This is a genomic window from Amycolatopsis sacchari (assembly GCF_900114035.1).
Lineage (GTDB): Bacteria > Actinomycetota > Actinomycetes > Mycobacteriales > Pseudonocardiaceae > Amycolatopsis_E > Amycolatopsis_E sacchari.
The window spans coordinates 104,729-123,611 of the sequence record NZ_FORP01000022.1 but is presented as its reverse complement, the minus strand read 5'-3'; the positions used below and the strand labels follow the sequence as shown (position 1 = coordinate 123,611).

The window sequence follows — 18,883 nt, the reverse complement described above, 5'->3', positions numbered from 1 at the left end:
CCGCCGCCATCTGGCACAACCGCGCCACCGGCCAACCCGTCACCCGATCCCTCACCGCCTACGACCACTGACCGAGTTACGCATTACTCGTCTAGCCCTTCTTCCTGGTCACCCAGATCGTGATCGTGGCGGTGACGACGGGTTCGCCGCGCGTGTCGCTGATCGTCACGGAGACGGGGAGTTCGAAGCCCTCGTCCCCGAACTCGGGCAGCTCCGGCAGTTCCGCGACCGCGCGCAGGCTCGTCTTCGCCTTCGCCACGTACGAGACCGTCATCCCCTTCGGGAGCCAGCGGTGCGTGTCCGGCACGGTCGCCTCGGCGAGCATGCCCATGGCGATCTCGGCGAGGTTGCATGCCGCTATCGCGTGAAAAGTGCGGATGTGGTTGTGCACACCCCACCACTTCGGCGCGGTCACCTCGCAGTAGCCCGGCCGCAGCTGCCGGACGGTCGGCAGCACGGTGGAGAAATAGGGCGCACGCAGGCACACCGCGGCCGAGAAGAGCCGTTTCCCGCCCGGCAGGCCGGCCAGTTTCGACCACATCGCGAACGTCCGAGTCACGACTCCTCCTTTGTTACCCGTCAGTAGCAAAGCAGACCGCTTGCTATGTTCGCAAGCGTGGACCACGAGCTCTTCCTCCTCCGGCACGGCCAGACCGAGTGGTCGGTCAACGGCAGGCACACCGGCCGCACGGACATCCCGCTGACCCCCGCCGGGGAGAACCAGGCCAGCGCGGCCGGGCTCACGCTCGGCACGCTGCGCAAGGGGCCCGCGCTCGTGCTCAGCAGCCCCCGGCAGCGGGCCGTGCGGACGGCGCAGCTGGCGGGCCTGGTGGTCGACGAGCAGACCGAGGACCTGGCGGAATGGGACTACGGCGAGTACGAGGGCGTGACCACCGCCAAGATCCGCGAGACCGTGCCGGACTGGACCGTCTGGCGCGGCCCGATCCCCGGCGGGGAAAGCAGTGCCCAGGTGGCGGCCCGGGCCGATAGGCTGCTGGCGCGGGTGCGTGCCGCACTCGCCGACACCGAGGTCATCCTCGTCGGGCACGGCCACTTCAGCCGGGTGCTGGTGGCCCGCTGGCTGGGGCTGCCCGCGTCGGCCGGAGTCCACTTCGGACTCGACCCGGCCGGCGTCTCGGTGCTCGGCGACGAACGGGGCGAGCCCAAGATCGAGCACCTCAACATCCCGCCGTCCTGAGAAGGTTCCCTTGGCCGACAGCCGCATCCGCCGCGTCCGAGAGTCCGATGTAGACACGCTCGTCCAGCTCGTGCAGGACCTCGCCACCTACGAGAAGGCGCCGGCGGAGTGCCGGCTGACGCCCGCCAAGCTGCACGAGGCGTTGTTCTGCGAGTCGCCCGCGCTGTTCGGCCACGTCGCCGAGCAGGACGGCGAGATCGTCGGCTTCATGCTGTGGTTCCTGAACTTCTCGACGTGGCGCGGGGTGCACGGCATCTACCTCGAAGACCTGTACGTGCGCCCCGAGCTGCGCGGCTCCGGTCTCGGCAAGGCGCTGCTGGCCACGCTGGCGCGCCTGTGCGTCGAGCGCGGCTACGCGCGGCTGGAGTGGTCGGTGCTGGACTGGAACCCGGCGACGGGCTTCTACAAGTCCCTCGGCGCCGTGCCCATGGACGAGTGGACCGTCTACCGGCTCACCGACACGGCGCTGGACAAGCTGGCCCGCACGGTTTCCTGATCCCTCGCCGAAGACGCGGGCCGCGGTGACGCCCGCGCCCCCTTCTTGCGCGCTTGACGCCTTAACAAAGTTAAGCCATCCTGGCCGAGTCAGCTTAACTTAGTTAATGGAGAAGCTCCCATGATCCTCTCGGTCCACCAGCGCCTGGCCACGTCAGGCGCCCGTGCCGCCCACGTGTTCCGGATCGGCGACCGGCTGCACCTCGTCGTCCCCCAGCTCGCCGAAGACGTGCCAGGGCGGCCCGCCGACATGCAGGGCGGCAACGGCGACACCGACGCGCTGCTCTACCGGTGGGAAGCCGGGCAGTTCACCGAGGTGGACCGCCTGGCCGCCCCGAGCGGCGAGGACGCGCTGACCTTCCGCAGCGATGGAAGGACCTACCTGGCCTTCGCCAACCTGCGCACCGGGCAGGGCCCCTACGAAACCAACGTCAACTCGCTGATCTACCGCGAGGAGGACGGGAAGTGGATCCTCGACGAGACAGTGCCCACCTTCGGCGCGAAACAGTGGCACCACTTCTCGATCGGGGACCGCGAATTCCTGGCGCTGGCACAGGGGCTGATGATTCCCGGCATCCCGCTTTCACCGCAGGGCCACGGGCGCTCGGTCATTTTCGAGCGCATCGACGGGCAGTGGCGGGAATTCCAGGTCCTCGGCGGCCGCTTCGGGTACAACTGGGCCCACTTCGAGATCGGCGGGCACCATTTCCTCGCTTACGCCGACCAGCTTTCGCCCAGCGTCGTCTACCGCTGGGACGGGAATTCCTTCATCCCCTACCAGACGTTCGCCGAACGGTTCGGCCGCAGTTTCCTGCACTTCTCCCAGGACGACGGCGAGTGGCTGGCCTTCGCGTGCATCACCGGCGAATCGACGCTCTACCAGTGGAACGGTGAACTCTTCGAGCCCCGCCAGTCGCTCGGCGGCGCCGGCGGCCGCGAGTTCGAGCTCTTCCGCCACGGCGACGACCTGTTCCTCGTCCGGATCTGTTTCGTGCAGGGCATGCCGCCCTCTCCCAAAACCGATCTGATGTCGCAGCTGTACAAGTGGGACAACGGCGGGTTCGCAGTGGTCGAGGAATTCCCCACGTTCGGCGGAACCGCCGCGAGCTACTTCGAAGCGGACGGCAGGAGTTTCCTCGTCGTCGCCAACAGCCTCACCCCGGACGTGCGGTTCCGCCAGGACAGCGTCGTCTACGAACTCGCATTCGACCACGCCTGAAAGAGGAGAAAATCCGATGCGGTACCAGCCCAACCCGCACTTCATGCGGCTTTTCGAACTGTTCACCTCGGCCCCGGGCAGCATCGGCCAGAACCTGCAGCGGCAGCTGGGCGAGGCCCACTCCGACACCCCGCTGCTGGTCGCGACCGGCACCGATCTCGTGCTGTTCCCGGGCGGCGGACGACCGCCCACGTCGGTCGACTTCCGCAAGGGCACGCGGGGGTTCTTCGAGATCACCGCGATCTCGCACCTCGGCCTCGCGATCCCCTACCTCGCCCGGCTGCGCGAACTCGGCCACCCCACCTGGGAGAACGACGCCAGGGAGCTGATCGCGCAGTGCCGCGTCGTCCAGGAGCACAACAGCGTCTCGTACTGGCGTGACGAGGTCGCGGTCGACGCATGGCGGGGGCACGAGGAGAAGATCACCGACCTGGTCGACTACACCTGTGCGGTGACCGCCGACTACCTGGAACGCGCGCTGGAGAACCCGGAGCTCCTGGACTTCGCGTACCTGCGCGCGAACCTGATCGAAGGCGACGGACCCGACGCGATCCCCGTGTCGTTCAACGACATGATGGCGGCGACCTTCGCCCTCTCGGCACTGGACTCGCTGCACCGGTCGCTGAAGTGGATCAACGAGCAGCCCATCGACTGGGCCCGGCTGATGGTGCTCGTCGTGGGTACCGCCGGACGCCCGAGCGCGGGCCTGACCTGGCAGAGCAACAACGTGTGCTCGCTGCTCCACGAAGCGTCCGGCCGGAAGCTCGACCCGGCCCGGCTGATCATCGCCCCGGCTGCGCCGGCCATCGACCTCGAGCAGCTCGCCGACAACGGCTACCGCGCCCGGATCGAGGGGCTGTACCGCAAGTTCTGGTACAGCTGCCTGTCTTCGGTGGAGATGAGCCGGCTCCTGTGGCCGGACTACCCGGCCTTCGAGAAGAGGATCGACCAGGCGCCCGTGGTCGACGCCGACACCGAGGTGGTCAACGCCATGCCGGTGGTCCGGTCGGTGGACGACAAGCGGGCCATCGTGACCCGGCTCCGCTACGTCATGGAGGACCCCGGCGCCCAGATCGCGACCGCCGGCGTCCAGTTCGTGCTCGACCAGCTCATCGCCAACGGGAACCAGCCCGAACTCGTCGAACTGCCCGGGTTCACCGGCACCACCTATCCGGCCGCATCGGTGCGCCTCTGACGAACCAGGCGCTATTGGTCCCGCTCCCGCTGGGCGGCGCGGCCCTCCAGGCCGCCCCGCTCCGCGGCCTCCTCCTCGGACTCGCCCGGCTGCTGCCCGAGCGCCCACGCGCGCGAGGGCTGCCGGAACAGGAGCACGATGACGGCGATCCCGAGGAGGATCACCGGCACGCCCGGCCCCGGCTGCCCGGACGGTCCGGTCAGGTACCAGCCGACGCCGATGGTGATGAGCGCGATCACCACGCCGGGCGAGCGCGCCCACGTGTGCCCCAGCGCGAGCCCCGCGGCACAGGCCAGCACGGCGAGCGCGAACACCACGTAGAAGCCCGCCTCGGCGAGGACGTTGTTGCGGGGCGCGTCCGAGGCGCCCGGAGCGGCGAGCAGCAGCACGGCGAGCACCAGCAGGCCCAGCCCCGGCAGCGCGGTGGCGAGCCCCGCGAGCCGGACCTCGCGTGGCGCCGGAACGATCTTGTCCTTGATCGGCACGGGGGAATTCGCCTTCCACCTGCGGTTGGTGACCTTGCGTGAGCACTTTCGATGGTATGCCACCCGGTCGGCCGTTTTCGAACCGCGGGCGGCCGGGTCAAGATCTGTGTGTCGTCGGCGAGCGGGCGGTCGGCCCGGGTGCACTTGTCACGACGAACGGCACCGCGCGAGCGATGGGAGGTTGCCCGGCACTCGGATCGGTTTCCCGTGACTTGCGGCTCCGCGGCCCGCCAGTGCCCGGCGGTTGACCTACCCTGCGGTGGTGCGCGCGATTCTCGTCGTCAACCCGAAGGCCACGTCGACCACGGCGGGCGGCCGCGACGTGCTCGCCCATGCGCTGGCGAGCCAGGTCAAGCTCGAGGTGGTCGAGACCGACTACCCGGGCCACGCGCTCGCGGTGGCGCGCGACGCCGCCAGGGAGGGCGTCGACCTGGTCGTGGCGCACGGCGGCGACGGCACGGTCAACGAGGTCGTCAACGGCCTGCTGGCCGATGGCCCCGGCGAGACGTCCGCGCTGGGCGTCGTGCCGGGTGGCTCCGCGAACGTGTTCGCGCGTGCGCTCGGGCTGTCGAGGGATCCGGTGGAGGCCACGCACCAGCTGCTGCGCGCCATCGAGGGCGGGCACAGCAGGTCGGTGGGGCTCGGCCGGGCCGATGAGCGCTGGTTCACCTTCAACGCGGGGCTGGGCTGGGACGCCGACGTCGTGACGGCCGTCGCGGACCGGCGCGGCAAGCAGACGAACGCGCTCCTGTATGTCCGGTCGGCCGTGGCCTGTTACTTCCGGCCCCCGAGCGGGCGCGAGCCGCTGACGGTGCACGTGCCGGGCGAGGAGCCCGTCGAGGTGCGCACGGCGTTCGTGTCCAACACCGATCCGTGGAGCTATCTGGGCGCGCGCCCGGTGCACCTGAACACGGGCACCTCGTTCGAGACGGGGCTGGGCCTGTTCGCGTTGCGCGCGCTGAACCTGCCGACCGTCTACCGGCACGTGCGGCAGGCGCTGCGGGCGGAGGCGAAGCACCGGGGGCGGCGGCTCGTGCGGTTCGACGATCTCCCGGAACTGCGCATCGAGGCTTCGCGGCCGGTAAACTTCCAGGTGGACGGCGATCCCGTCGGCCGGCGGACCAGGGTCGAGTTCACCAGCGTCCCACACGCGCTGACGGTCCTCGTCGGCGGGTGAGCGCCCGTGAGGTGATCGTTCGCGGCAAAGTGCAACTTGCCGCTCATCGACGCCAGGGCCCCGCTCACCGCACGGTCCTTCCCCCCGTAACTCTGTTTCGGAGAGAAACCGCAGGTCAGCGCGGTCGCCCGACCAGGTGAGCTGACTCACCGATCACGGAAAAACCCTTGTCGAAAGCGGTGCTTCGTGAAAGCATTCACAAGCACCCAAAAACACGACCGCCATGACGACTGTGGCGCAGCACACTGCGCCCTTAGAAGGAGCTCACAGAAATGGACTGGCGCCACGACGCTGCCTGCCGCGACGAGGACCCGGAGCTGTTCTTCCCCGTGGGGAACAGCGGTCCCGCTCTGCTGCAGGTCGCCGAGGCGAAGGCCGTATGCCACCGCTGCACCGTTGCTTCCGACTGCTTGGCCTGGGCTCTTGCCAGCGGCCAGGACGCCGGCGTGTGGGGCGGTATGAGCGAGGACGAGCGTCGCGCCCTCAAGCGTCGCCGCGCTCACATTGGCACGCGTAGCAACGCCTGACAGCCACGATACGGCGCGGCTTCGCGGACCCCGGCACCGGGTCCAGCGGAAGCCCGCCAGGGGCCTTCGGGTCCACCCGCAAGACGCTGCAGAGGGCCGGTACCCCCTATCCGGGTACCGGCCCTCTGGCGTGTCCGGAGGCGCTCTTCAGGGCCGCCCCGCGATGCCCGAAGGGCAAGCCAGGGACGCAATGCCGAAGGCGAGCCGTCCCGTACCCGGTGAGCTGGGTGGTCATCCCGTCGCCTAAGGGCGCCTCGATAGCCCTCAACCAGGCGACGGGATGGCCACCCCGCGACCCCCCACCCAACAGGCAGCCGACAACCTTCCCCCGTCATCCCGGAGCCAGCCCGTCCGGCGAGGACAAATCCCTGAAGCCAGGCCACCTCGAAACGGCACCCGGCAAGGCTCCCAACCCCGGCACGAACCAGCCGCTCAAGGGGACCGTGCCGCAGTGCCTGCCACACCCGCACGCCGGACACACCAGGTCACCGTGTCGGACTGGCGCTCCCGAAGACCGTCACAACCGGCGGCTCAGCGGGATCCGCAGCGCGGCCTCGGTCCCCCGGTTGTCACCCTCCCGGAGCCGCTTCAGCGACAGCGACCCCCGCAGCTCGGACTCGATCAGCGTCCGCACGATCTGCAGCCCCAGCCCGTCCGCCCGCTCCAGCGAGAACCCCGACGGCAGCCCGCGCCCGTTGTCCCTGATCAGCACGTCCAGCCACCGCGCCGACCGCGACACCGCGATCTCCACCCGGCCCGGCCGCCCGTCGGGGAAGGCGTGTTCCACCGCGTTCTGCACGAGCTCCGCCAGCACCATCACCAGCGGCGTCGCGATCTCGGCCACGACCACGCCGAACGAACCGGTCCGCTTGATGCTCACCCGCGACTCGGCCGTGGCGACCTCGCCGACCATCGGCAGCACCTTGTCCAGCAGCTGGTCCAGGTCCACCCGCTCGTCCACGGACACCGAAAGCGCCTCGTGCACCATCGCGATCGACGAGACCCGGCGCACCGACTCCGTCAGCGCCAGCCGGGCTTCCTCGCTGTTCGTGCGCCGTGACTGCAGCCGCAGCAGCGCCGCTACCGTCTGGAGGTTGTTCTTCACCCGGTGGTGGATCTCCCGGATCGTAGCGTCCTTCGACAGGAGCGCGCGGTCACGCCGCTTCACCTCGGTCACGTCCCGCACCAGCACGAGCGCCCCCGCGGGCTGCCCGTGCGGCCGCAACGGCAGCGCACGGAACAACACCACGGCCCCGCGCCGCGAATCGGCCTCGGTGCGGCTGCCCGGCTTGCCGTCGAGCGCGTCCAGGATCCGGTGCGCGACCTCCGTGGCGTCGAACGGGTCGCGGATCAGCGAACGCGTCAACGGCGCCAGCCGCGTGCCCACGAGATCCGACTCGTGCCCCATCCGGTGGTACGCGGACAACCCGTTCGGGCTCGCGAACACCACGTTGCCCTGCGCGTCCAGCCGGATCAGGCCGTCACCGACGCGCGGGCTCGTGTGCACGTCGCTCTGCGAGTCCGGGCTCGGGAACGTGCCATCGGCGATCATCTGGCACAGGTCGCCCGCGCTGCCGAGGTACGCGACCTCCAGCGGGCTCGGTACGCGCGGCGCCGCCAGGTTCGTCTCGCGGCTGAGCACCGCGATCACCTTCCCGCCGAACGACACCGGCACCGCCTCGCGGCGCATCGGCAGGTCCCGGTACCAGTGCGGGTCCTCCTCGCGGTAGATGCGCACCTCACGCATCGCGCGAGCCAGCTGCGGGTGCTCCTCGACGGTGAACCGCGTGCCGACGACGTCCTCGGGGTGCGCCGTCGGCCCCGTCGTGGGCCGGGCCTGCGCGACGCACACGAAGTCGCCGCCCTGCGCGGTCAGCTCCTTCGAGACCGGCACCCACAGCAGGAAGTCCGCGAACGACAGGTCCGCGAGCAGCTGCCACTCGGCCACCACGGCCTGCAGGTGGTCGACGGCTTCACCCGGCAGGCCGGTGTTCTCGGCGAGCAGGTCGGAAAGTGTGGACATCGCTTCCATACAACCAGAGCGGACCGGGTCGGCACAGCCCGGATGCCGCCTGCCACACTGGTAGGAGCAAGCAACACCCGAGGAGCAGACACATGTCGAAGCGTGCCCGTAAGCGCCGCGACCGCAAGAAGAACGGCGCGAACCACGGCAAGAAGCCCAACGCCTGAGCAGCGGGCAAGCGAAAGGCCCCGGCGAAACCGCCGGGGCCTTTCCGCGTCACAGACTCAGTCGTGCCGCTCGATGCTCACCTCGGTGCGCTCGACGGTCACCCCGCCGCTCACCTGCACCGTCTTACGGAACGACGCACGCAGCTTCTGCTTCAGCTCCGCCGGCGCCAGGTCACCGCCGCACTTGCGGGCGAGCAGCTGCTTGATCGCCTCGTCGATGCCGTACTCCTCCAGGCACGGAGGGCAGTCCTCGATGTGCCGCCGCAGCTCCGCGTCCCGCTCCGGGCTGCACTCGCGGTCCAGGAGCAGGTAGATCTCGGCGAGCGCCTCCTCGCACTTGACCTCGTCCTTGCCGGACTCGGGCTCACTCGGTGTCACTGCGCCACCTCCTGCTGAGCACTCCGGATGAAGCCACGCTCACGCGCGACGTCGGCGAGCAGGTTCCGCAGCTGGGCGCGGCCGCGGTGCAGCCGGGACATCACGGTGCCGATCGGGGTGTCCATGATCTCGGCGATTTCCTTGTACGCGAAACCCTCGACGTCGGCAAGGTAGACCGCCAGGCGGAACTCCTCGGGCAGCTGCTGCAGCGCCTGCTTGACGTCGCTGTCCGGCAGCCGGTCCATGGCCTCGACCTCGGCGGACCGCAGCCCGCTCGACGTGTGGCTCTCCGCCTGGGCGATCTGCCAGTCGGTGATCTCCTCGGTCGGCTGCTGCACGGGCTGCCGCTGACGCTTGCGGTAGCCGTTGATGTAGGTGTTGGTCAGGATGCGGTACATCCAGGCCTTGAGGTTCGTGCCCTCCTTGAAGGAGTTGAACGCGCCGTACGCCTTGAGGTAGGTCTCCTGCACCAGGTCCTCGGCGTCGGCCGGGTTGCGGGTCATCCGCATGGCCGCCGAGTACAACTGGTCCAGCAGCGGCATCGCGTCGCGCTCGAAGCGCTCGGCGCGCTCGTCGGCCTGCTCCTGCCCGGTGGCAGCGGCAGACTCGGGTGTCGCGTCGTTCGGCGTGCTCGGCAAACCTTTCCCTTCCCCGGAAGCGTAGGACAGCTTCGAGGATACGCGGGGGCTTCTGGCCTGGCCGGGCACGGCGGGCCGACCGGGGCGGGTGACGTCCCCCTGGACCCTGCCGACAGGACGAGCAAGCTTCGTCATCACACCCCGCATAACGGCTCCACCCCGGATGTCATTCCCCGTTCGGCGTAGTGATCGCCTAGGCTCCGGCGCCGTGGCAGGCAAGGGAACTCCGGCGACCGCGGTACTGGCCAAACAGCGCGTCGAGCACAGGCTGCACACGTACGAGCACGATCCGAAGCACGAGTCGTACGGCCTGGAGGCCGCCGAGGCGCTCGGGGTGGAGCCCACCAGGGTGTTCAAGACGCTGGTCGCGGACGTCGACGGCAAGCTGACGGTCGGCGTCGTCCCGGTCACCGGCCAGCTGGACCTCAAGGCGCTGGCCGCGGCGGCCGGCGGCAAGCGGGCGAAGATGGCCGAGGCGGCCGCCGCGCAGCGCGCGACCGGGTACGTCCTCGGCGGGATTTCGCCGCTGGGGCAACGCAGCCGCCTGCCCGTCGTGATCGACTCTTCCGTCGAGAACTTCGACACCGTGTTCTGCTCCGGGGGCCGCCGAGGCCTGGAACTGGAGCTGGCGCCCGCGGATCTCATCCGCCTGACCGGCGCGAAGGTCGCCGCGATCGCCGCTTAGGACAGCGGGCGCAGGACCCGGGTCAGCCACTCCGACGTGATCCTGGCGAGGCCGTCGAGGTCCTTGTCGAGTGCGTGCGTGCCGGGGATGACCACGACCTCGTGGTGCGGGCCCGCTTCCGGGCGGCCGAACGGGTCCGACTCGCCCTGCACGACGAGCGTGGGCACCTCGACCGCGTCCAGCTCGGCCTGCCGCGACTTCTCCGGCTTGCCCGGCGGGTGCTCGGGGAACGCCAGGCACAGCACGGCCGCGGCCTGCCCCTCGGCGGCCGTGCGGCACGCGACGCGGGCGCCGGAGGAGCGGCCGCCGAACACCTGCGGCAGGTCGTCGAACCGTTCGCCCAGCTCCTCGGCCACGGCGAGCCACGCCGCGTCGAGCTGCTTCGCCGGGGCGGGCGCCCGGCGGCCCGCGACGCGGTACGGCTGCTCGACCAGTGCCACGTCCACGCCGACGGCCTGCGCCGCGCGCGTGACGGCGACGAGGTCCTTCGCCTCGATACCGCCGCCCGCGCCGTGCCCGAGCAGCAGGACGGCTTGGGCCTCCTCCGCGCAGTGCATCTCCACGCGCGCGGGCCCGTGGGGCGTGTCGATCTCGATCGTCGTCATGCGGCCTCTTGTCGGACGCGGCAAGCCGCGGCAGTGCCGTTTGCCAGCATGGTGCCCGATGATTCGGACCTGCGAGCAGTCCTCATCGGGGCAGGTCGAACAGGGCCGTGTCGAGGTCGGCCTGGCCCTCCTCCACGCGTTCGAGCAGCTCCGGACCGTTGTTCCGGACGTTGTTCACGCGGTCGGAGATCGGCCGGAGTTCGAGGGTGTCGACGATTTCACCCGGCGGGGTGAGCAGCTCGCCCACGTCGTCGCGGTCCGGGTCGAGCCAGGTCGCCCAGCGGTCCTTCGGCATGAGCAGCGGCATCCGGTCGTGGATGTCGGTGAGCCTGCCGATCGCGTCCGTGGTGATGATCGAGAACGTGATCAGCGGGTCCGCGTTGTCGTCCTTCGGGTCCCGCCAGCTCTCCCAGATCCCGGCGAACGCGAGGTCCTCGCCGGTCATGAAGAACGGCTCCTTCTTCTTGCCGGTCTTGCGCCACTCGTACCAGCCGTCGGCGGGCACCAGGCAGCGGCGCTTCGCGAGCGCCTTGCGGAACGCCGGCTTCTCCGTCGCCGTCTCCGCCCGCGTGTTGATCATCCGGTTGCCGACCGAGGGGTCCTTCGCCCAGAACGGCACGAGCCCCCAGCGCATCACGCGCAGGCTGCGCACCGCGGGCTCCTCCTCCAGCACGTGCCCGTCGGCGTCACGCGGGTGCCGCTGCACGACCGTGACCACGTTCTTGGTGGGCGCGATGTTGTAGTCGGCCTCCCTGGCCCGCCCGTCCGTCTCGTCGACCGCGTCGAACTCCTTGACCAGGTCAGCGGGGTTCTTGGTCGCGGCATAGCGCCCGCACATGTGCCAGCTCCTTCACGCGGGTACTCGGACAACCCATCGTGGCACACATCGGGGATCATCTGTGGGGCTGACACAGAGGGAGGACCGGCTTGGCAGGCAGGGACTGGCGCAGGCTCGACGAAAGCGACGTCCGGGTGCGGCCCGGACGCGGCTCCCGCCCCCGCAGCAAGCGCCGCCCCGAGCACGCCGACGCCGTCCCGGCGATGGTCGTCGCCGTGGACAGGGGCCGGTGGACGTGTGCCGTGGACGGCGACCCCGAGCGGCTCGCGACCGCCATGCGGGCGCGCGAACTGGGCCGCACGCCCATCGTGGTCGGTGACCGGGTCGGGCTGGTCGGGGACGTCAGCGGCAAACCGGACACGCTCGCCAGGATCGTGCGCGTCGAGGAGCGGTCGAGCGTGCTGCGCCGCACGGCCGACGACACCGACCCGTACGAACGGGTCGTCGTCGCCAACGCCGAGCAGCTGCTCATCGTGACCGCGCTGGCCGATCCCCCGCCCCGCACCGGGTTCATCGACCGCTGCCTCGTCGCCTGCTACGCGGGGGGCCTGCAGCCCGTGCTGTGCCTGACGAAGGCGGACCTCGCGAGCCCGGACGACCTGCTGGCCCGCTACGGCGAGCTGGACGTGCCCACGCTGGTCACCCGGCACGACCAGGAGTCCGAGGAGCTCGTCGAGACCGTGCACGGGCGAGTGTCGGCGTTCGTCGGGCACTCCGGTGTCGGTAAGTCGACACTGGTGAACCGGCTGGTCCCGGACGCCGCGCTCGCGACCGGTGAGGTGAGCGCGGTCGGCAAGGGCAGGCACACGTCGGTCGCCGCGGTGGCCCTCCCCCTGCCGGGTGGAAACGGCTGGGTGATCGACACGCCCGGGGTGCGCTCGTTCGGCCTCGCGCACATCACCGCCGACGACATCGTGTCGGCGTTCCCGGAGTTCACCGAGGCCGCGGAGGAATGCCCCCCAGGGTGCGGGCACCTCGGGCCGCCGGAGGACCCGGACTGCATGCTCGACGAGGTGCCGGAAAAGCGCAGGCTGCCATCGCTGCGCCGGTTGCTGGCGTCGCGCGCCGGTCTGGAAACATGAGCGCCACTTCACGTCTTTTTCACGAAGGGGCTGCACATGAAAAGACCCATGCTGGCCGTGGGCGCGCTGGCGCTGGTGCTGACACTGGCCGGGTGCGGACAGCGTCCGGTGACCGGCACGGCGAACGGGGACGCGGCCGCGGCCGGGAACTCGCCGCTGTTCAGCAACGCGCAGGAACTGGTGCGGGCCGCCACGAGCCAGACCGAGAAGGCCAAGTCGGCGAAGTTCTCGATGGACATGGACGTCGCCGGCCAGACGATGACCGCCGAGGGCGCGGGGACCTTCGACGGTGACAACACCACCATGCAGATGTCGATGACCGTCGGCGGCATGGACCAGGAACTGCGGTACGTCGGCAACACCCTCTACATCCGCCTGCCCGAGCAGCTGCGCGCCCGCGTCCCCGGTGGTAAGCCGTGGGGGAAGGTGCCCGCCGACAGCGACACGGCGAAGGCCCTCGGTGCCGCGCAGGCGCAGCAGAACGACCCGAGCAAGACGCTCCAGCAGATCCAGGAAGCCGGCACGATCACCCGCAGCGAGCAGACCACGCTCGACGGGAAGCCGGTCACCCACTACTGGATCGACATCGACTTCGCGAAGGCGATGGACCGGTACCGGGGCACGCAGATGCCGCTCGAACAGCTCGAGCAGATCAAGGACAAGGTCGGCAAGCTGCCCGCCGAGCTGTGGCTCGACCGCGATCAGCTGCCGGTCCAGGTGTTCCAGGACATGTCGCCGATGATGGTCGCCGCCGGGGCGCCCGCGAGCGCCCAGACCTTGAAGATGACCATGAAGTACAGCGACTGGGGAACCCCGGTCGACGTGCAGGCACCGCCCGCCGACGAGGTCGGCGAGCTTCAGCTGCCCAACTGACTTCCCGGGCCGGCGTCCGCGTCGCGGGCGCCGGCCACGCACGCGTGCAGCCGGTCCGCGAGCGCCTTGACGTGCTCACGCAGTTCCTCCGGGTGCTCGATCTCGAACGGCTTGTCCAGCCACGCCAGCACCGACGGGACCCACTCCAGCCGCTCGGCCCGCAGCCGCAACCGCACCCAGTCCCCGTCGCCCTCCTCCACCGCGGCCACCCCGGCGGGCATCCGCGCCCGCACTTCCTCCGCCGGCGCCAGGATCCGCACCGACACCTCGTGCGTGTACGGCACCTCCGCAAGGCCCGCCAGCACTCGCGCGGCCGGGTCGAAGCCCTCCGGCACCTCGAACCTTCCCGGCAGCACGGACGCGCTTTCGACCCGGTCGAGCCGGAACGTGCGCACCTCGCCGCTGTCCGAGTCCGCGCCCGTGACGTACCAGCGCCCGGAGTGCGCGACGATCCCGTACGGGTGCACGGTGCGCTCGCTGCGCCTGCCGCTCCACGCCGTGTACGCCAGCTCGACCGGATTGCGGTGCCGCGCCGCCTCCGCCAGGGTCAACAGCACGCGCGTCTCCGCGTTGACCACGGGCCTGGCCGGGGCGGTGAAGTCGGCGGTGTCCAGCAACGCGTCCAGCCTGCGCCCGAGGGCCTCGGGCAGCACCCGCCGCAGCTTGGCCGCGGCACTCTCCATCGCGGCCACCGACGTCGTCACCAGGCCCGCCCTCCGTCCGGCGACCAGCCCGAGGAGCACGGCGAGCGCCTCCTCGTCGGTGAGCATCAACGGCGGCATCCGGTAGCCGGGGGCGAGGCGGTAGCCGCCGTACCGGCCCCGCGTCGACCGCACCGGGATGTCCAGGTCGACGAGGTGGCTGACGTAGCGGCGTACCGTGCGTTCGTCCACGCCGAGTCGGTCGGCGAGTTCGGCCACGGTGCGCGTGCCGCCGGTCTGCAGGATCTCCAGCAACGCGAGCACGCGGGCGGTCGGTCGGGTCATACCGGAAATTGTGCCGTGAATACCGGGCGGTTTCTGCCCGGTATCACTCCTAACGTCTCCGGTATGGCTACTTACGTGCTCGTTCCCGGCTTCTGGCTCGGCGCCCGCGCCTGGCGTTCCGTCACCGCCGACCTGCGTGGTCGCGGCCACGACGTCCACCCGCTCAGCCTGACCGGTCTCGGCGAACGCGCCCACCTCGCGCGCCCGGACACCGACCTCGAGACGCACATCACCGACGTCCTGGAGCTGATCCGGTACGAGGACCTGCACGACGTGGTGCTGGTCGGCCACAGCTACGCAGGCGCGGCGGTGATCCCCGCCGTCGCGGACCGGCTGCCGGATCGGATCGGCAAGCTGGTGTTCGTCGACACCGGCCCGCTGCCCGACGGCATGTCCCAGGCCGAGTTCGCCCCGCCGGACCAGCAGGCCCACGACGCCGAACTGGTCCGCACCGAGGGCGACGGCTGGCGGCTGCCCCCGCCCGCGTGGCGGGAGGTCGCGCCCGGCCTGCCCGTCGAGGAGCTGGAGCGGCAATCCGCCCCTCAGCCGTGGGCCACGGCCACCACGCCGGTCCGGCTCGGCGGGGACTGGGAAAAGGTCCCGAGGCTGCACGTCCTGTGCAGCTTCACGGTCGAGCAGGTGCACGCGATGGCCGACAGCGTGCCCGCCTTCCAGCACATGCGCGAGGGCGGCTGGACGCACCGCGACCTGCCCGGCTCCCACTGGCCGATGCTCGACCGGCCCGGTGAGCTGGCCGCGATCCTCGACGAGGCTCAGCCCATGTGCGGGTAGCGGATGCCGACGGGCGCGTCGAACGTCTCCTTGATCGAGCGCGGGCTCGTCCAGCGGAGCAGGTTGAACATCGAGCCGGCCTTGTCGTTCGTGCCCGAACCCCGCGAACCGCCGAACGGCTGCTGCCCGACCACCGACCCGGTGGGCTTGTCGTTGACGTAGAAGTTGCCCGCCGTGAACCGCAGCGCCTCGTGCGCCTGCTGGATCGCGACGCGGTCGTCGGCGAACACCGCGCCGGTCAGCGCGTACTGCGAAACCGTGTCCGCCTGCTCCAGGATGCGCTGGTACTCGCCGTCCTCGTACACGTGGACGGCGAGTATCGGGCCGAAGTACTCGGTGGAGAACACCTCGTGCGCCGGGTCCTCCGCGACGAGGACCGTGGGTTCGACGAAGTAGCCGACCGAGTCGTCGCAGTGCCCGCCCACGAGCACGTGCATCGCCGGATCACTGTCCACTTCGGACAGCAGCTTGCGGTGCTTCGCGAACGCCCGCGCGTCGATCACGGCACCCCCGAACAACGAGAAGTCCTTGACGTCGCCGTACTCGACGGTGCACGTCAGGTCCGCCAGCTCGTCACGGAAACCGTTGTCCCACAACGATCGCGGCACGTACGCCCGGGACGCGGCGGAGCACTTCTGGCCCTGGTACTCGAAAGCGCCGCGCACGAGCGCGGTGAGCAGCTTCTCGCGGTTCGCCGACGCATGCGCGACGACGAAGTCCTTGCCGCCGGTCTCGCCGACGATGCGCGGGTAGCTGCGGTAGGTGTCGAGGTTCTCCGCGATGCGCCGCCACAACAGCTTGAACGTCGCGGTGGACCCCGTGAAGTGCAGCCCGGCGAACCCGGGATCGGCGAGCGCGACCTCGCTGACCGCGCGGCCGTCGCCGGTCACCAGGTTGACCACCCCCGGCGGCAGCCCGGCCTCCTCGAACACCTGCATCGTGTAGTGCGCGGCGAGCTGCTGCGTCGGCGTCGGCTTCCACACCACCGTGTTGCCCATGAGCGCGGGCGCGGTGGGCAGGTTGCCCGCGATCGCGGTGAAGTTGAACGGGGTGATCGCGACGACGAACCCGTCCAGCGGCCGGTAGTCCATCCGGTTCCAGCTGCCCGGCACCGAGTTCGGCTGCTCGGCGAGGATGCGCCGGGCGTAGTGCGCGTTGAAGCGCAGGAAGTCGATCAGCTCGCACGCGGCGTCGATCTCGGCCTGCTGCACCGACTTCGACTGCCCCAGCATCGTCGCGGCGTTGAGCGTGTCCCGGTAGGGGCCCGCGATGAGGTCGGCCGCCCGCAGGAAGATCGCGGCGCGCTCGTCGAAGGGCAGCTCGCGCCAGCCGGGCGCGGCGAGCTTCGCGGCCTCGACCGCGTCCGCCACGTCCTCCGGCGTCGCCTGCGCGGACACCCCCAGGACGTGCCCGTGGTCGTGCGGCTCGACGACGTCGAACGCCTCCCCGCCCGCGAGCCGCCGCCGGCCGCCGATGGTCTGGGGCAGCTCGTGTTTCTCAGCCGCCAGCTCCGCCAGCCGCCGCTGGAGCGAGTCGCGCTCGGGCGTGCCGGGGGCGTAGGTCAGGACGGGTTCGTTCGACGGCTGGGGCACGTTCGTGACGGCGTCCATGCCTCCACGCTAAAGCAGTTCCAACAAGAACGGCAGCTCCTGGGGCGCGTACCAGGCCAGTTCGTGGTCCTCGGCCTCGCCCAGCGCGAACTCCGCGTCCAGGTCGCCGAGGTCGGCGGCGTCGATGACCGCGGCGGCGGCGCGGACGGCGTCCTCCGCCTCCTCGGTGTCCACGTGCACCGCGGCGACGTCGTCCAGCACGATCGGCCCGGACAGCTTCACCACGGCGGCGTCCAGATCCGGGCGCGGGGTCGCGTTGTCCACGTCCACCGAGATCACGACCCGGCGCGCCACTTCCTTCTCGTCATCCCCGATCAGCCGCAGCGAGGCGCGGGCGGCGTCGAGCAGGGCCGCGTACTCCAGCTCCTCGGTGTCGCCGCTCACGTAGGACTCGCGCAGCGCCGGGGTGAGCGCGAACCCGGTGCCGCCGAGCGGCTGCAGCTTGCCCTCGGCCACGAGCCTGCGCAGCATCCCGATCGTCCCGGGCAGATAGACCCTCACCAGTGCGTCCCCTTCAGTTCGTCCAGCGAATCCTCGACCATCGCGGCCAGGTTCCCCACGTCGGACACGGCCTTGCGGTCGCCGTTCAGGCCGAAGTAGACGTTTCCGGCGTAGGACGTGACCCCGATGGCCAGCGCCTGGTTGCGCGCCAGCGGGATCACCGGGTACATCTCCGTCATCCTCGCCTGCCCCGCGTACAGCGGCTGCTGCGGCCCCGGCGAGTTGGTGATCACCAGGTTGAAGATGCGGCCGGAGAAGGACCCGGCGGCCCGCGCCGCCAGCGAGTGCATCGTCGCCGGCGCGAACCCGCCCACCTTCAGCATGGCACGCGCCGCGACCGAGCGGCCGGAGTCGGTGTAGCGGCGCATGGCGTGGCTGATGTGCTGCAGCCGCAGCACCGGGTCCGGCTCGCCGACCGGGAGGTCCACCAGGTGCGCCTCGACCTGGTTGTTCACCAGCCCGGCCGGGGAGAACTCCACCGTGCCGGGTTCGAGCACGGCCATCGGCACCAGCGCTCGCAACACCGTCTCGGCCTGCACGGTCTCACCGCGCGACAGCAGCCACTCACGCAGGGCACCGGTGAGCGCCGCGAGCACGATGTCGTTGACCGTGCCGCCGTGCAGGGCGCGGACCGCGCGGTAGTCGCTGAGCTTGGTGCGGACGACGGCGAACACGCGGCCGCCGCTGACGTGCGTGTTCAGCGGCCCCGAGGGCGCCGGCCGGGCGAGCGCGCGCACGACACCGCCGACGGCGTCGGCGACCTTGCCCGCGGTGGCGGCGGCGTCCCCGACGAAGGCCCGCACGTTCTCGACCAGCTCACCCGGCTGCCGCACGGTTTCGCTGAGGGCGTCGAGCACGAGTTGCGCGGCCGACGGCATCCGGCGCGGCACCCACGTGTCCTCGTACGGCTCGCAGGGCTGGGGCGTGGCGTCGAGGATCAGCTGTCCCAGCTCCACCGAGCCCATCCCGTCCACGACGGCCTGGTGCGTCTTGGTGACGAGCGCGACGCGGTCACCGGCCAGGCCCTCGACGAAGTACGCCTCCCACAGCGGGCGTTCGGAGTCCATCGGGCGGGCCATCAGCCGCGCGACCAGGTCGAACAGCTGCTCCTCGCGGCCGGGGGCGGGCAGCGCGGACCGGCGGACGTGGTAGTTCAGGTCGAAGTCCGGGTCGTCTGCCCACACCGGCCTGGCGAGGTGGCCGGGCACGTTCAGCACGCGCTGCCGGTACCGCGGCAGGTAACCCAGGCGCTGCGTGACCAGGCACAGCAGCTGCTCGAAGTCGAAGCCCTCGCGCGGGCGCTCGAACACCGCCACGCCACCGACGTGCATCGGCGTGGTGGCGTCCTCGAGGTAGAGGAACGACGCGTCGAGCGCGGAAAGCCGGTCGGGCATGAGCCGATCCTGTCA

22 protein-coding genes are annotated in these 18,883 nt (G+C 70.7%); 11 read left to right on the top strand and 11 right to left on the bottom strand.

Going from position 1 to position 18,883, the window contains the following annotated elements; all coding sequences use genetic code 11:
• Positions 1–91: 91 nt before the first annotated feature.
• Positions 92–541 carry a hotdog fold domain-containing protein gene (locus BMZ92_RS28650; protein ID WP_091513847.1) on the bottom strand — a complete coding sequence of 150 codons (450 nt, stop codon included), beginning with the start codon at positions 539–541 and terminating at the stop codon, positions 92–94.
• 75 nt (positions 542–616) lie between these two features.
• Here BMZ92_RS28650 and BMZ92_RS28645 point away from each other — a divergent pair, with 75 nt between their 5' ends.
• The 4 genes from BMZ92_RS28645 to BMZ92_RS28630 all read left to right on the top strand — a co-directional run bounded on the left by BMZ92_RS28645 (position 617) and on the right by BMZ92_RS28630 (position 4,107).
• On the top strand, positions 617–1,198 hold the full coding sequence (locus BMZ92_RS28645; RefSeq protein WP_091513844.1) for an acid phosphatase: 582 nt from the start codon (positions 617–619) through the stop codon (positions 1,196–1,198).
• A gap of 10 nt (positions 1,199–1,208) precedes the next feature.
• Complete coding sequence (locus tag BMZ92_RS28640; protein ID WP_091513812.1) at positions 1,209–1,694, top strand: GNAT family N-acetyltransferase; 486 nt, start codon at positions 1,209–1,211, stop codon at positions 1,692–1,694.
• A 120-nt stretch (positions 1,695–1,814) separates the two neighbouring features.
• Positions 1,815–2,912 (top strand): hypothetical protein, encoded by a 1,098-nt coding sequence (locus tag BMZ92_RS28635; protein WP_091513810.1) that lies wholly within the window; start codon positions 1,815–1,817, stop codon positions 2,910–2,912.
• Between the two features lie 16 nt (positions 2,913–2,928).
• Positions 2,929–4,107: a DUF5624 domain-containing protein gene (locus BMZ92_RS28630; protein WP_091513808.1), complete on the top strand. Its 1,179-nt coding sequence runs from the start codon at positions 2,929–2,931 to the stop codon at positions 4,105–4,107.
• Positions 4,108–4,118: 11 nt separating this feature from the next.
• Here the strand turns inward: BMZ92_RS28630 and BMZ92_RS28625 are convergent, their stop codons facing one another.
• Complete coding sequence (locus BMZ92_RS28625) at positions 4,119–4,592, bottom strand: hypothetical protein (RefSeq protein ID WP_091513805.1); 474 nt, start codon at positions 4,590–4,592, stop codon at positions 4,119–4,121.
• A gap of 262 nt (positions 4,593–4,854) precedes the next feature.
• On the opposite strand from BMZ92_RS28625, the gene BMZ92_RS28620 reads away from it, so the two are divergent.
• A complete protein-coding gene (locus BMZ92_RS28620) occupies positions 4,855–5,769 on the top strand; it encodes a diacylglycerol/lipid kinase family protein (RefSeq protein ID WP_091513843.1) in 915 nt (304 codons plus the stop codon).
• 272 nt (positions 5,770–6,041) lie between these two features.
• On the top strand, positions 6,042–6,296 hold the full coding sequence (locus BMZ92_RS28615; RefSeq protein WP_091513803.1) for a WhiB family transcriptional regulator: 255 nt from the start codon (positions 6,042–6,044) through the stop codon (positions 6,294–6,296).
• A gap of 517 nt (positions 6,297–6,813) precedes the next feature.
• Here BMZ92_RS28615 and BMZ92_RS28610 read toward each other — a convergent pair.
• Entirely contained in the window at positions 6,814–8,319 is a 1,506-nt protein-coding gene (locus BMZ92_RS28610) for a sensor histidine kinase (RefSeq protein ID WP_091513800.1), read from the bottom strand.
• A gap of 92 nt (positions 8,320–8,411) precedes the next feature.
• Here BMZ92_RS28610 and BMZ92_RS38870 point away from each other — a divergent pair, with 92 nt between their 5' ends.
• Entirely contained in the window at positions 8,412–8,486 is a 75-nt protein-coding gene (locus tag BMZ92_RS38870) for a 50S ribosomal protein bL37 (RefSeq protein ID WP_098515123.1), read from the top strand.
• Positions 8,487–8,543: 57 nt separating this feature from the next.
• Here BMZ92_RS38870 and rsrA read toward each other — a convergent pair whose 3' ends face one another.
• Complete coding sequence (gene rsrA, locus BMZ92_RS28605; protein WP_091513798.1) at positions 8,544–8,864, bottom strand: mycothiol system anti-sigma-R factor; 321 nt, start codon at positions 8,862–8,864, stop codon at positions 8,544–8,546.
• Positions 8,861–9,502, bottom strand: a complete 642-nt coding sequence (locus BMZ92_RS28600) for a sigma-70 family RNA polymerase sigma factor (protein WP_177228909.1) — start codon at positions 9,500–9,502, stop codon at positions 8,861–8,863. Before BMZ92_RS28600 ends, rsrA begins: the two co-directional genes overlap by 4 nt.
• Before the next feature lie 208 nt (positions 9,503–9,710).
• On the opposite strand from BMZ92_RS28600, the gene ybaK reads away from it, so the two are divergent.
• A complete protein-coding gene (gene ybaK, locus BMZ92_RS28595; RefSeq protein WP_091513796.1) occupies positions 9,711–10,187 on the top strand; it encodes a Cys-tRNA(Pro) deacylase in 477 nt (158 codons plus the stop codon).
• Here the strand turns inward: ybaK and BMZ92_RS28590 are convergent.
• Together BMZ92_RS28590 and BMZ92_RS28585 are read right to left on the bottom strand one after the other, a co-directional pair.
• The gene (locus BMZ92_RS28590) at positions 10,184–10,792 is read right to left on the bottom strand and encodes an alpha/beta hydrolase family protein (RefSeq protein WP_091513794.1); all 609 of its coding nucleotides are present in this window, start codon (positions 10,790–10,792) and stop codon (positions 10,184–10,186) included. The genes ybaK and BMZ92_RS28590 overlap by 4 nt on opposite strands.
• An 82-nt stretch (positions 10,793–10,874) precedes the next feature.
• Positions 10,875–11,630, bottom strand: coding sequence for an SOS response-associated peptidase (locus tag BMZ92_RS28585; protein ID WP_091513792.1), 756 nt, complete (start codon positions 11,628–11,630; stop codon positions 10,875–10,877).
• Positions 11,631–11,719: 89 nt separating this feature from the next.
• On the opposite strand from BMZ92_RS28585, the gene rsgA reads away from it, so the two are divergent.
• A complete protein-coding gene (rsgA, locus tag BMZ92_RS28580; RefSeq protein ID WP_091513790.1) occupies positions 11,720–12,712 on the top strand; it encodes a ribosome small subunit-dependent GTPase A in 993 nt (330 codons plus the stop codon).
• 36 nt (positions 12,713–12,748) lie between these two features.
• Entirely contained in the window at positions 12,749–13,585 is an 837-nt protein-coding gene (locus BMZ92_RS28575) for an SCO4651 family lipoprotein (protein ID WP_091513788.1), read from the top strand.
• On the opposite strand, the gene BMZ92_RS28570 is transcribed toward BMZ92_RS28575, so the two are convergent.
• A complete protein-coding gene (locus BMZ92_RS28570) occupies positions 13,570–14,571 on the bottom strand; it encodes a helix-turn-helix transcriptional regulator (protein ID WP_091513785.1) in 1,002 nt (333 codons plus the stop codon). The genes BMZ92_RS28575 and BMZ92_RS28570 overlap by 16 nt on opposite strands.
• A 63-nt stretch (positions 14,572–14,634) precedes the next feature.
• Between BMZ92_RS28570 and BMZ92_RS28565 the strand changes: the two genes are divergently transcribed.
• Positions 14,635–15,363 (top strand): alpha/beta fold hydrolase, encoded by a 729-nt coding sequence (locus BMZ92_RS28565; protein ID WP_091513783.1) that lies wholly within the window; start codon positions 14,635–14,637, stop codon positions 15,361–15,363.
• On the opposite strand, the gene pruA is transcribed toward BMZ92_RS28565, so the two are convergent.
• From pruA to BMZ92_RS28550, 3 genes are read right to left on the bottom strand one after another with little or no spacing between them, the layout of a single operon-like run.
• Entirely contained in the window at positions 15,345–16,973 is a 1,629-nt protein-coding gene (gene pruA, locus BMZ92_RS28560; protein ID WP_091513781.1) for an L-glutamate gamma-semialdehyde dehydrogenase, read from the bottom strand. The two genes, BMZ92_RS28565 and pruA, sit on opposite strands and share 19 nt — an antisense overlap.
• Before the next feature lie 9 nt (positions 16,974–16,982).
• A complete protein-coding gene (locus BMZ92_RS28555; protein WP_091513779.1) occupies positions 16,983–17,474 on the bottom strand; it encodes a DUF6912 family protein in 492 nt (163 codons plus the stop codon).
• A complete protein-coding gene (locus BMZ92_RS28550; protein WP_091513776.1) occupies positions 17,471–18,868 on the bottom strand; it encodes a WS/DGAT/MGAT family O-acyltransferase in 1,398 nt (465 codons plus the stop codon). Before BMZ92_RS28550 ends, BMZ92_RS28555 begins: the two co-directional genes overlap by 4 nt.
• Positions 18,869–18,883 lie beyond the last annotated feature (15 nt).